General features: G+C 67.5%; 12 protein-coding genes and 1 other RNA gene. 3 read left to right on the top strand and 10 right to left on the bottom strand.

Annotated features, from left to right (window positions below; all coding sequences use genetic code 11):
• Positions 1–9: 9 nt before the first annotated feature.
• From dapB to hrcA, 5 genes are all read right to left on the bottom strand, one after another.
• Positions 10–714 carry a 4-hydroxy-tetrahydrodipicolinate reductase gene (gene dapB / locus DCD74_RS04080; protein ID WP_237049688.1) on the bottom strand — a complete coding sequence of 235 codons (705 nt, stop codon included), beginning with the start codon at positions 712–714 and terminating at the stop codon, positions 10–12.
• A 118-nt stretch (positions 715–832) separates the two neighbouring features.
• Positions 833–1,966 (bottom strand): molecular chaperone DnaJ, encoded by a 1,134-nt coding sequence (gene dnaJ / locus DCD74_RS04075; RefSeq protein ID WP_112926194.1) that lies wholly within the window; start codon positions 1,964–1,966, stop codon positions 833–835.
• A gap of 97 nt (positions 1,967–2,063) precedes the next feature.
• Positions 2,064–3,998, bottom strand: coding sequence for a molecular chaperone DnaK (dnaK, locus tag DCD74_RS04070; RefSeq protein WP_112926193.1), 1,935 nt, complete (start codon positions 3,996–3,998; stop codon positions 2,064–2,066).
• A gap of 98 nt (positions 3,999–4,096) precedes the next feature.
• Entirely contained in the window at positions 4,097–4,594 is a 498-nt protein-coding gene (grpE, locus tag DCD74_RS04065) for a nucleotide exchange factor GrpE (RefSeq protein WP_112926192.1), read from the bottom strand.
• Between the two features lie 62 nt (positions 4,595–4,656).
• Positions 4,657–5,694, bottom strand: a complete 1,038-nt coding sequence (gene hrcA / locus DCD74_RS04060; protein ID WP_112927650.1) for a heat-inducible transcriptional repressor HrcA — start codon at positions 5,692–5,694, stop codon at positions 4,657–4,659.
• A 76-nt stretch (positions 5,695–5,770) separates the two neighbouring features.
• Here hrcA and recN point away from each other — a divergent pair, with 76 nt between their 5' ends.
• Positions 5,771–7,438, top strand: a complete 1,668-nt coding sequence (gene recN, locus DCD74_RS04055) for a DNA repair protein RecN (protein WP_112926191.1) — start codon at positions 5,771–5,773, stop codon at positions 7,436–7,438.
• On the opposite strand, the gene fur is transcribed toward recN, so the two are convergent.
• Positions 7,439–7,840: a ferric iron uptake transcriptional regulator gene (fur, locus tag DCD74_RS04050; RefSeq protein ID WP_112926190.1), complete on the bottom strand. Its 402-nt coding sequence runs from the start codon at positions 7,838–7,840 to the stop codon at positions 7,439–7,441.
• A 100-nt stretch (positions 7,841–7,940) separates the two neighbouring features.
• On the opposite strand from fur, the gene DCD74_RS04045 reads away from it, so the two are divergent.
• Positions 7,941–8,330, top strand: a complete 390-nt coding sequence (locus DCD74_RS04045; protein ID WP_112926189.1) for an outer membrane protein assembly factor BamE — start codon at positions 7,941–7,943, stop codon at positions 8,328–8,330.
• Between the two features lie 37 nt (positions 8,331–8,367).
• Here DCD74_RS04045 and DCD74_RS04040 read toward each other — a convergent pair whose 3' ends face one another.
• Both DCD74_RS04040 and DCD74_RS04035 read right to left on the bottom strand, forming a co-directional pair.
• Positions 8,368–8,646: an RnfH family protein gene (locus DCD74_RS04040; protein ID WP_112926188.1), complete on the bottom strand. Its 279-nt coding sequence runs from the start codon at positions 8,644–8,646 to the stop codon at positions 8,368–8,370.
• A 1-nt stretch (position 8,647) separates the two neighbouring features.
• Positions 8,648–9,031, bottom strand: coding sequence for a type II toxin-antitoxin system RatA family toxin (locus DCD74_RS04035; RefSeq protein WP_237049687.1), 384 nt, complete (start codon positions 9,029–9,031; stop codon positions 8,648–8,650).
• A gap of 97 nt (positions 9,032–9,128) precedes the next feature.
• Between DCD74_RS04035 and smpB the strand changes: the two genes are divergently transcribed.
• A complete protein-coding gene (gene smpB, locus DCD74_RS04030; RefSeq protein ID WP_112926186.1) occupies positions 9,129–9,632 on the top strand; it encodes an SsrA-binding protein SmpB in 504 nt (167 codons plus the stop codon).
• Between the two features lie 58 nt (positions 9,633–9,690).
• Here smpB and ssrA read toward each other — a convergent pair.
• Together ssrA and DCD74_RS04020 are read right to left on the bottom strand one after the other, a co-directional pair.
• Positions 9,691–10,045, bottom strand: a transfer-messenger RNA (tmRNA) gene (ssrA, locus tag DCD74_RS04025).
• A gap of 86 nt (positions 10,046–10,131) precedes the next feature.
• Positions 10,132–11,985: an ABC transporter ATP-binding protein gene (locus DCD74_RS04020; protein WP_112926185.1), complete on the bottom strand. Its 1,854-nt coding sequence runs from the start codon at positions 11,983–11,985 to the stop codon at positions 10,132–10,134.
• Positions 11,986–12,118 lie beyond the last annotated feature (133 nt).

Genomic DNA, 12,118 nt, shown 5'->3' with positions numbered 1-12,118 from the left:
ACGAGGATTCTATCGGTGATGGCCGCGTGAATCCAGTCCGGCGACATCATCCAGCAGATCACGGACTGCATACAGGCCCGCCGGACGGCCCGCCAGCCAGCGTGCCGCCTGCAATGCACCCCGCGCGAAGATGTCGCGGTGGGTGGCGCGGTGGATCAGTTCGATGCGCTCGCCCTGCCCCGCGAACTGCACCAGATGCTCGCCGACGATATCGCCGGCGCGGATCGCGGCGTAGTGCGGCGTGGCGCCGCCCGCCTCGGCCGACTGGCCCAGCGTCAACGCGGTGCCCGAAGGCGCATCCAGCTTGCGGGTGTGGTGCATTTCGATGATGTCGCAGTCCCAGTCCGGCAAGGCCTCGGCGGCGCGGCGCACCAGTTTGTTCAGCACGGCCACGCCGATGCTGAAATTGCTCGCCCACAGCACGGGAATGCGTTGCGATGCGGCTTCGAGCGCGGCCTTCTGCGCATCGGACAGCCCGGTGGTGCCGGAGACCAGCGCGGCCCCGCGTTCGACGCACAGCGCGAGGATGCCGTCGAAGGCTTCCGGCAGGCTGAAATCCACCGCCACGTCGAAGGCCGGCGCGCCCGACATCTCGCTGGCGGCCAGGTGCGCGACGCCATCCACCACCCTTTGCTGCGGCGAACGGCGCGACACCGCCGCGACCGTGCCGCAGCCCGGCGATTCGTTGCACAGCCGCAACAATGCCTGGCCCATCCGGCCATTGGCACCATGGATCAGCAGGCGGATGTCGGGATCGTGGGCCATAGGCGGAGGCGACCGGGAAGAAGGCCGCCCACGTTAGCGGCCGGCACGGTGAAGGGGCAACCGCGCGTCAGCCGGTCATCCGGTCCCAGAAGCCCTTGACCCCGTCCATGAAGGTGGCGTGCTTGGGCGAATGCTTGCGCGCGTCCTCGCCGGTGAAGGTCGATTCGAACTGCTCCAGCAGCTGGCGCTGTTCGGCGGTCAGGTTGATCGGCGTTTCCACCACCGCCGTGCAGTACAGGTCGCCCTCGCTGCGGCTGCGGACCGACTTCACGCCCTTGCCGCGCAGGCGGAACACTTTGCCGCTCTGGGTTTCGGCCGGAATGCGGATTTCCGCCTCGCCTTCCAGCGTCGGCACGCGCACGGTGTCGCCGAGCGCCGCCTGCGAGATGCGGATCGGCACTTCGCAATGCAGGTCGTCGCCTTCGCGGGTGAAGATCTCATGCGGGCGCACCCGCACTTCCACATACAGGTCGCCGGGCGGACTGCCGGCCGGTCCGGCCTCGCCCTCGCCCGCCAGGCGGATGCGGTCGCCACTGTCCACGCCCGCCGGGATGTTCACTTCCAACACCTTGTCTTCGTGCACGCGGCCATTGCCGTGGCAGCTCTTGCACGGATGCACGATGGTCTGGCCGCGCCCCATGCAGGCCGGGCACGGCTGCTGCATGCGGAACGGACCGCGCTGCATCACCACCTGCCCGCGCCCGCCGCACTGTCCGCAGGTATCGAGCTGGCCGTCCTCGGAGCCGGAGCCGCCGCAGTCGTCGCACTCGGCGAGCGTCGGCAGTTCGATCTTCTTCTCGATGCCGGAGACCGCTTCCTCCAGGTCGAGGTCGAGGCGGTAGCCGACGTCGGCACCGCGGCGCTGGCGCTGCTGGCCGCCCATGCCGCCGCCGAAGATGTTGCCGAAGATGTCGCCGAAGATGTCGCCGACGTCGGCATAGCCGGGACCCGCGCCCCCGCCGCCCATGCCGTGCTCGAAGGCGGCGTGGCCGTGCTGGTCGTAGGCCCGGCGCTTGCCGGCGTCGGACAGCACCTCATAGGCCTCCTTGCACTCCTTGAACGCGATCTCGGCGGCCTTCTCGTTGCCGTGGTTGCGGTCAGGATGGTGCTTGGCGGCCGCGCGGCGGTAAGCCACCTTCAGCTCGGCCTCGGTGACGGTCCGGCTGACGCCGAGGACTTCGTAGTAGTCGCGCTTGCTCATCGGTCTTGCGGGTTCCTTGCTCTCTCACGCGAACGGGCAGACCTGCCGGCCTGCCCGTCTCCCGTGGCCTGCCGAGTCGCCCCGATCAGGCCAGGCTTCAGTTGGACTTGGCGTCGTCGTCCTTGACCTCGGTGAATTCGGCATCCACCACGTCGTCGTTCTGGCTGGAGCCACCCGGCTGCGGGCCGGCGCCCATGTCCGGACCCGCCTGCTGTCCGGCCGCGGCGGCGGCGAACAGCGACTGCGCGGCTTCTTCCAGCACCTTGGCCTTGGCTTCGATCTGGCCCTTGTCGTCGGCCTTCATCGCCGTCTCCAGGTCGGCGATGGCGCCTTCGGCACGGCCGATCACGTCGCCCGGCACCTTCTCGCCGTTGTCCTTGATCGCACTGCGGGTGGCATGGATCAGGGCGTCGGCCTGGTTGCGGGCGGCGACCAGTTCCTGGAATTTCTTGTCATCCTCGCGGTGCGCCTCGGCGTCCTGCACCATGCGCTGGATCTCCTCGTCGGACAGGCCCGAACCGGCCTTGATCTCGACCTTCTGTTCCTTGCCGGTCTTCTTGTCCTTGGCGGTCACGTGGACGATGCCGTTGGCATCGATGTCGAAGCTGACCTCGATCTGCGGCATGCCGCGCGGCGCCGGCTCGATGCCGGACAGGTCGAAGCGGGCCAGCGACTTGTTGTACTGCGCCTGCTCGCGCTCGCCCTGCAGTACGTGCACGGTCACGGCCGACTGGTTGTCATCGGCGGTCGAGAAGACCTGGGACGCCTTGGTCGGGATGGTCGTGTTCTTCTCGATGATCTTGGTGAACACGCCGCCCAGGGTCTCGATGCCCAGCGACAGCGGGGTCACGTCGAGCAGCAGCACGTCCTTGACGTCGCCGGCCAGCACGCCGCCCTGGATCGCGGCGCCCAGCGCCACGGCCTCGTCGGGGTTCACGTCCTTGCGCGGCTCCTTGCCGAAGAACTCGGCCACCGCGGCCTGCACCTTCGGCATGCGGGTCTGGCCGCCGACCAGGATCACCTCGCCGATGTCGCTGGCCTTCAGGCCGGCGTCGTTGAGCGCGGTGCGGCACGGCGCGATGGTGCGCTTGATCAGCTCATCCACCAAGGCTTCCAGCTTGGCGCGGGTCAGCTTGATGTTGAGGTGCTTCGGGCCGGTCGCGTCCGCCGTCACGTACGGCAGGTTGACGTCGGTCTGCTGCGAGGACGACAGCTCGATCTTGGCGCGCTCGGCGGCGTCCTTCAGGCGCTGCAGGGCCAGCGGGTCCTTGCGCAGGTCCACGCCGTCGGTCTTCTGGAACTCCTCGACGAGGTAGTCGATGACGCGCTTGTCGAAGTCCTCGCCGCCCAGGAAGGTGTCGCCGTTGGTGGCCAGCACCTCGAACTGCTTCTCGCCGTCGACGTTGGCGATCTCGATGATCGACACGTCGAAGGTGCCGCCGCCCAGGTCGTACACGGCGATCTTGCGGTCACCGCCGGCCTTGTCCAGCCCGTAGGCGAGCGCGGCCGCGGTCGGCTCGTTGATGATGCGCTTGACGTCCAGCCCGGCGATGCGGCCGGCGTCCTTGGTGGCCTGGCGCTGGCTGTCGTTGAAGTAGGCCGGCACGGTGATGACCGCCTCGGTGACCGTCTCGCCCAGGAAGGCTTCGGCGGTCTTCTTCATCTTCTCCAGCACCTTGGCGCTGACTTCCTGCGGCGAGAGCTTCTTGCCGTCACTGGTTTCCACCCAGGCATCGCCGTTGTCGTGCGCGACGATCGCATACGGCACCAGGTCCAGGTCCTTCTTGACCTCGGCATCGGTGAACTTGCGGCCGATCAGGCGCTTGACCGCGAAGAAGGTGTTCTTGGGATTGGTGACCGCCTGGCGCTTGGCCGAGGCGCCGACGAGCACTTCGCCGTCCTTGGTCCAGGCGACGACGGAAGGCGTGGTGCGGTCGCCCTCGGCGTTCTCGATGACGCGGGCCTTGCCGCCTTCCATCACGGCGACGCAGGAATTGGTGGTGCCGAGGTCGATGCCGATGATCTTGGCCATGTGTGATTACCTCTGTAAGTGTGGATTCGGTGCGGCGGCGCCGCGATGGTTCGTATCTGGGGGTGACGCGCGGCGATTCAAGGGATTAATCGCGCCACTCAGGGCGCCACGACCACCATCGCCGGGCGCAGCAGGCGATCGTTCAGCACATAGCCCTTCTGGAAGGCCTGCACCACCGCGCCGGAGGCGATGCCCTCCGCCGGCTGCTGGCTGACCGCGTTGTGATGCTCGGGGTTGAAGGCGTCGCCCGGCTTCGGCGCCACTTCCACCAGCCCGTTTTTCTCGGCCACCGCGTGCAGCTGCTTGAGCGTGAGTTCCAGCCCCGCGCGCAACGGGTCGTCGGCCGAGGCGGCGGCCAGGCCGGCATCCATCGAATCGAACACCGGCAGCAGGTCGGCGAGCAGCTTCTCGTTGGCGAAACGGCGGGCGGTGTCGATGTCGCGGGCCAGACGCTTGCGCTGGTTGTCCAGATCCGCGCGCTCGATCAGCGACTGCGCCTTGAGCTGCTCGATCTCCGCCTTGAGCGCCTCGACCTCGTCGATTTCAGGCTCAAGCGGCTGGGTCTGGGTGGGGTCGAAGTCGGCTTCGGTGGTCATGGGCGCATCCGGGATGGGTCGATACCCCCGGACGTAAGGCCTGCCCCGCCGGCTTTCAAGCCTCAGCGCGTGGAGATGGCCGCCCCGAGCGCCTGCGCGGTCGCCTGCACCACCGGGATGACGCGGTCGTAGGCCATCCGGGTCGGGCCGATGACCCCCAGCACGCCCAGCACCTCACCATCGCGGCCATAGGGGGCGGCCACCAGCGCCACGTCCTCCAGCGGCGCGATGCCGGTCTCCTCGCCGATGAAGATCTTGACGCCCTCGGCATACAGGGTGCGTTCCAGCAATTGCAGGATGTCACGCTTGCGGGCGAACGCTTCGAACAACTCGCGCAGCCGTTCCACATCGGTGATCGCCTGCGCGCCCATCAGCCGGGTCTGGCCGGCGACCAGCAGGTCCTCGCCCGCGCCGGCCGGCACCAGCGCCTGTTCGGCCAGTTCCACCGCCTGGCTCAGCAGCGATTGCATCTCGTCGCGGGCGGCGCGCAGTTCCGCCACCAGCTGGCCGCGCACCTGCGGCAGCGGGTGGCCGGCGAAATGGGTGTTGAGGTAGTTGGCGACCTGTTCCAGCGCACCCGGTTCGAACGCCCGACGCAGCTCCAGCACGCGGTTCTGCACGCTGCCGTCGTGCAGGACCAGGATGGCGAGCACGCGCTGCGGCTCCAGCATCACGAAATCGATGTAGCGGAAGACCAGCGCATCGGGCTTGGGCGCCGCCACCACGCCCACGAAGCGGCTCATCGCCGACAGCAGTTCCGACGCGCTGCCGAGCATCTGCCGGGTATCACCGCCGGCCAGTTCATCGCGCAGCTTCTGCATCTCGCCCGCCGGCAGCGGCCGGCATTGCAGCAGGCTGTCCACGAACACCCGGTAGCCCTGCGTGGTCGGGATGCGCCCGGCCGAGGTATGCGGCGACGCCAGCAGGCCCAAGTCCTCCAAGTCGGCCAGGATGTTGCGCACCGTCGCCGGGCTCACCTTCAGCCCGGCGTGTTCGGCCAATGTCTGCGAACCGACCGGCACGCCATTGCGGATGTGGCGGGAGATCAGCGTGCGCAGCAGCTGGCGGGCGCGGGCGTCGAGCGCGGGAGCGGTGTCCATGTCATCGATATGGTGCACCAACGCGGCCGGCGCAAGCATCTCAACCCCTGCGATTCCACCCATTAAGCTATGCGCGATGTTGACCCGCCTCGCCATCGCCGACTTTGCCGTGGTCCGTGCCGCCGAACTGGAGTTCGGGCCCGGCATGACCGTCATTTCCGGCGAGACCGGCGCCGGCAAGTCGCTGCTGGTCGATGCGCTCGGTTTCCTCTGCGGCCAGCGCGCCGATGCCGGCGTGGTCCGCCACGGCGCCGAACGCGCCGAGCTCTCCGCCGAATTCGACCTCACCGATGCACCCGCCGCCCGCGCCTGGCTGCAGGAGGCGGAGATGGACGAAGCCGGCGACTGCCAGTTGCGCCGCGTGCTGCGCGCCGATGGCGGCTCCAAGGCCTGGATCAACGGGCGCATGGCCAGCGCCGCGCAGCTGTCCGAACTCGCCTCGCTGCTGGTCGAAATCCACGGCCAGCACGCGCAGCAGGCCCTGCTCTCGCGCAACTCGCAGTTGGCGCTGCTCGATGGCTACGGCCGCCACGGCGATCTGTTGGCCGAAGTCGGGCAAGCCGCCAAGCGCTGGCAAGCCGCCCGCGCCGAACTGGAAGCGCTGAACGCCCGTGGCGACGTCGGCGAGCGCGTCGAATTCCTCCGCCACCAGTTGCGTGAACTGCAGGCCGAGACGCTGGACGCCGCCAGCCTCGCCAGCCTCGACGCCGACCATCGCCGCCTCGCCCACGCCAGCGAGTTGATCGAGGCGCAGACCCGCGCCCGCGACTGGCTGGCCGACTCCGACGAGGCCAACGCGCTCGCCCTGCTCCAGCGCGCCCGCGACGCGATCAGCCGCGTCATCGACCACGAACCGCGCCTTGCCGACGTCGATGCGTTGCTGGAAACCGCCACCATTTCGCTCGACGAGGCCGCCGACACGCTGGCCCGCCTCGGTGACACGCTGGATCTGGAGCCGGGCCGCTTCGAGTCGCTCGACCAGCGCCTGCAGCGCGTCCACGCGCTCGCCCGCAAGCATCGCGTCGGCGTGGATGCGCTGGCCGGGGTGCAAGCGCGCATCGAAGACGAACTCGCCTCGCTCGACAACGCCGAGGCCCGCGCCGCCGAGTTGCTGGAAGAGGTGGAAGCCGCCCGCCAGACATGGAATGCCGCCGCCGCCCAACTCACCCGCGCCCGCACGAAAGCGGCCAAGGCGCTGTCGGCGGCGACCGTCGCCATCGTCCGCGAGCTGGGGATGGGCGAAGCCGATTTCCGCATCGAGCTCGCCGCCGAAGCCGGCCTCGAACCCAATGCACAGGGCGCCGAACGCGCCGAATTCCTGATCGCCGCCAATCCCGGCCAGCCGCCGCGGCCGTTGCGCAAGGTGGCATCGGGCGGCGAACTGTCGCGCATCTCGCTGGCCATCGAAGTCGCCGCGCTCGGCATCGACACCGTGCCGACCATGGTCTTCGACGAAGTCGATACCGGCATCAGCGGTGGTGTCGCCGAAGTGGTGGGCCGCAAGCTGCGGGCGCTCGGCGCGCGTTGCCAGGTGATGTGCGTGACCCACCTGCCGCAGGTCGCGGCGCAGGGCCATGCGCAGTGGCGCGTGCGCAAGGCCAGCAGCGAGTCGCTGACGATGAGCGCGGTGGAACGTCTTGACGATGCCGGACGGGTCGAGGAAATCGCCCGCCTGCTGGGCGGCGTGAACGTCAGCGATGCGGCGCGTGCCGCCGCCCGCAGCCTGCTGGACGACGCCGGCTGATCAGCGCTTCTTGCGCACGTACATGACCAGCGCGTGCTCTTCGATGATGTAGCCGTGGCGCTCGGCGATCTCGCGCTGCAGCTTCTCGATCTCCGGGCTTTCGAATTCGATGATCTTGCCGGTGTCCAGGTCGACCATGTGGTCGTGGTGGTCGCCGCGGTCGAGCTCGTAGACCGCCTGCCCGCCTTCGAAATGATGCTTGAGCACCAGGCCGGCCGCCTCGAACTGGGTCAGCACGCGGTAGATGGTGGCCAGGCCGATGTCCTCGTTGTCCGCCAGCAGCTGCCGGTAGATGTCTTCGGCGGTGACATGGCGCGCCTTGTTCTGCTCCAGCAGATTCAGGATGCGCACGCGCGGGTGGGTGACCTTGAGGCCGGCGTTGCGGAGATCGTCGTTGTCCATCGTGGGGGTCTGAACGTGGGCTCCGCCGATGCGGGCCACGGCTCCTGTCGCGGTGGGCTGGCGTGTATTATCGCCCAACCCCACGTTGTCCTGTCCGCACATGCGCAAATCCCTGCTGATCCTCGCCCTGGCCGCCACCACCGCCGGCTGCGGCATCGTCTATCGCCAGCCGATCTACCAGGGCAACCTGATCGAGCCCTCGGCCGTCGAGCAGCTGCAGGTCGGCATGAGCAAGCAGCAGGTGTCGGCGATGCTCGGCACGCCCTCCATCGAAGATCCCTTCCACCACGACCGCTGGGACTACACCAGCAGCCAGCGTCGCGGCCGTACCGCCAAGGCCGAGGTCAAGAATTTCGTGGTGTATTTCGAAAACGAGGCGGTGACCCGCTGGGAAGGCGACTACTTCCCCAGCCAGGACGCCGAACTGGCGCGCCGTTCGCTGCGTGACTTCGGTCCCAACCTGCGCAAGGACAAGAAGAAGGGCCGCTGATCCAGCCCCGTCTTCAAGCCCATGAAAAAGCCCGCGATCAGCGGGCTTTTTGCTTGAGGGCCTTCGCGGTTTCCGCGCGTCGGCGTCGCGCTTCTTTCGGGTCGATGGCCATGGCGCGCAGCAGTTCCAGCCGGTCGCCCTCGTGGAGGACTGCATCCTCCCCCACCCTGCGTCCGAACACCGCGAAGCCGGCCAGCGGATAGCCTTCGGCTAGGCCGGAGGCGGAGCAGGCTTGGGTTGCGGTGCTGTCGTCGGGCAGTTCAATCGTGCGGGTTTCGAAGCGATCCGGCCACGCGGCAATGACTTCCACCTTCATCTCAGGCGGCTTCGGCGCGGGCGGTCCGGACGAAGTCATCGACCATGCGATCGGCCAACCCCTGCAGGCCCAGCCGGATCACCGGCGCCAGCAGGCTGGAGGCGGGTTCGAATTCCAGCAGCAGCGAGACCTTGCTCGCCTCATCGGACAAAGGCTTGAATTCCCAGCGTCCTTGCAGCTTCTTGAAGGGGCCTTCGGCCAGCTGCATGTCCATTGAGCGGCCCGGCACCAGCGTGTTCTCGGTAACGAACCAGGTCTTGAAGCCGGCCAGCTGCAGGTCCAGGCGCGCCTTCATCATCTGCTCGCCCCGTTCCAGCACGGTCGCCGACTGGCACCAGTTGAAACGCCGGGGATAGGCCTCGACATCGGCCACCAGCGCGTACATCGCTTCGGCCGGGCGCGCCACCAGGGCGCTGCGCTCGATCGTGTTGGACACGTGACTCCTCACTGCAGGTTCCGCATTCATCGGCGACAATGCCCGCATGAGCAAGGCCGCAAACAACAAGACCGCGAAGGATACGGCAAAGAATCCCACCATCGCCCTCAACCGGCGGGCGAAGCACGAGTACCACCTGGAGCAGCGCTTCGAGGCCGGTCTGGCGCTGCAGGGATGGGAGCTGAAGGCGATCCGCGCCGGCCGCGCCAACATCGGCGAGAGCTACGCGATGGTCAACAGCGGCGAGGTATTCCTGTTCGGCGCGCAGATCACGCCGCTGATCCAGGCGTCCAGCCACGTGGTCACCAACGACCGCCGCAACCGCAAGCTGCTGCTGCACCGCCGTGAGATCGACACGCTCATCGGCCGCGTGGAGCGCGATGGCTACACCATCATCCCCACCGCGCTCTACTGGAAGGGCAACAAGGTCAAGGTGGAAATCGCGCTGGCCAAGGGCAAGCAGGCGCACGACAAGCGCGCCGCCAACAAGGAACGCGACTGGAACCGCGAGAAGCAGCAGGTCATGCGCCGCCACAACAAGTTCGCCTGAGCCGCGCGGACCGGGCAAAAGAAAAGGCCGGAACTTTGGGGTTCCGGCCTTTTGCGTTTGGTGGAGGTGGGGGGAATTGAACCCCCGTCCGAAGGTACTCCGTGCCCGGCACTACATGCTTAGCTCGCTGTTCGTTCTCGTGTTACGGCAACACAGCGTGCGAGGCACGCCGCAACACATACCCGCTAAGGTTGAGCCGAGGTTGGCGGGTCGCCGCCGCGGCCGATCCTGTGATGAGTGACCCTACATCCACGAGCACAGGCACAAGTGGGTTCAGGGCTTACGCCTTAAGCGGCGAGAGCGTAGTTGTCGTCGTTGGCAACTATGAGTTTGCAGCTGGATTAGCGAGGAAAGCTACCCCCTCGGCATGCGCCAAACAGTTTCGCAACCCCCGTCGAAGCCAGTGCACCCCCGGGAACGTCGAAATGTCCGACCCGCGCAGTATAGGCGGGATGCGGCTTCGTGCCCGTTTTCGCAGTGATCGCGTGCTATGGTCGATTCAGCCGCCCGGCGTCGCGCCATCGTCCAGCGCGACGAATCCGCCGGTCTGCCGCTTCCACAGCCGCGCGTAGAGGCCGTCGGCGGCGACCAGCTCGTCGTGCCGCCCGGTTTCGACGATGCGCCCCTTGTCCATCACCACCAGCCGGTCCATCCGCGCGATGGTCGAGAGCCGGTGCGCGATGGCGATGACGGTCTTGCCTTCCATCAACCGGTCCAGGCTGTCCTGGATCGCCGCTTCCACCTCGGAATCGAGGGCGGATGTCGCTTCGTCCAGCACCAGGATCGGCGCGACCTTCAGCAGCACCCGCGCGATCGCGATGCGCTGGCGCTGGCCACCCGACAGCTTCACGCCGCGCTCGCCGACCTGCGCATCGAAGCCGGTGTGGCCTTCGTTGTCGCTCAGTCCCGGGATGAAGCCATCGGCACGCGCGTCACGCACGGCAGCTATGAGCTGCGCTTCCGTGGCATCCGGCCGCCCGTACAGCAGGTTGTCGCGGATCGAGCGATGCAGCAGCGCGGTGTCCTGCGTCACGACGCCGATCTGTGCCCGCAGCGAGGCCTGCGTGACCCGCGCGATGTCCTGTCCGTCGATCAGGATGCGCCCGGATTCCAGGTCGTACAGGCGCAACAGCAGGTTGACCAGCGTGGTCTTGCCGGCGCCACTGGGGCCGACCAGGCCCACCTTCTCGCCCGGCGCGATGCGCAGGTCGAGCCCCGAGATCACCCCACCCGCCTTGCCGTAATGGAAGTGGATGTCATCGAACATCACTTCGCCATGGCTGACCTGCAACGTCTTCGCATCCCCGGCATCCACCACGGTCAGCGGATGCGCCACCGTGCTCATGCCGTCCTGCACGGTGCCGATGTTCTCGAACACGCCGTTGATCACCCACATGATCCAGCCCGACATGTTGCTGATGCGTATCGCCAGGCCGGCCGCGAACGCCACCGCGCCCACCGTGATGTGCCCCTGCGACCACAGCCACATGCCGATACCGGTGGTGCCGGCGATCATCAGGCCGTTCCACATCGTCATCGAGGCGTCCATGCCGGTGGTCAGCCGGGTCATGGCGCGCACTTTTTCGATGTTCTCCTGCAGCGATTCGCGGGCGTACTCATGCTCACGCTCGCGGTGCGGGAACAGCTTGAGGGTGGCGATGTTGGTGTAGCCGTCCACCACGCGGCCCATGAACTTCGACTTGGCTTCGGATGCGGCGAAGGAGCGCGCCTTGGTACGCGGCACGAAGAAGCGCATCAGCAGCACGTAGCCGACCAGCCATGCGAGCAGCGGCAGCATCAGCCGCCAATCGGCCTTGGCGAACAGGTAGAGCGCGGTGGCGGTGTAGATGAAGACGTACCAGAGCGCGTCAACGATCTCCACCGCCGATTCGCGCAGGCTGGCGCCGGTCTGCATGATCCGGTTGGCGATGCGCCCGGCGTAGTCGTTCTGAAAGAACGCGAGGCTCTGCCGCGACACGTACAGATGCTGCTGCCAGCGGATGCGCCCGGTCAGGCTCGGCACCAGCGCCTGGTTCACCAGCAGCGCATGCAGCAGCGTCGCCACCGGACGGAACAGCACCACCACCACCGCCATCCACAGCAGGGTGTGGCCGTGTTCGGCGAAGAACGCACGCGGACTGGCCGACTGCGTGGCCAGGTCGATGAGCTTGCCGACGTAGTCGAACAGCGACACCTCGATCAGCGCGACGAAGAAGCCGACCACGCACACGCCGAGCAGCACCCAGCGCGCCTGCCGCAGGTAGTGCCAGTAGAACGCCCAGATGCGCTGCGGCGGCATCCGGCCATCGTCCGGCGCGAAGGGGTTGATCAGGCGTTCAAACCAGCCAAGCATGGCGGGAGCTTCCTCGTGGCATTCAAGTGTCGCATGGCGCCTTCACGCGCCAGCGCTCCGCATCGACATCGACATCGACATCAACATCGACAAAGAAGAAGGGCCGCACGCGGCGGCCCTTCCCCTCATCCAC

This window comes from Lysobacter oculi (genome assembly GCF_003293695.1).
GTDB classification, from domain to species: Bacteria; Pseudomonadota; Gammaproteobacteria; order Xanthomonadales; family Xanthomonadaceae; genus Solilutibacter; species Solilutibacter oculi.
Note: the sequence above shows the minus strand (reverse complement) of the source record. Positions and strands in the feature narration are given on the sequence as shown.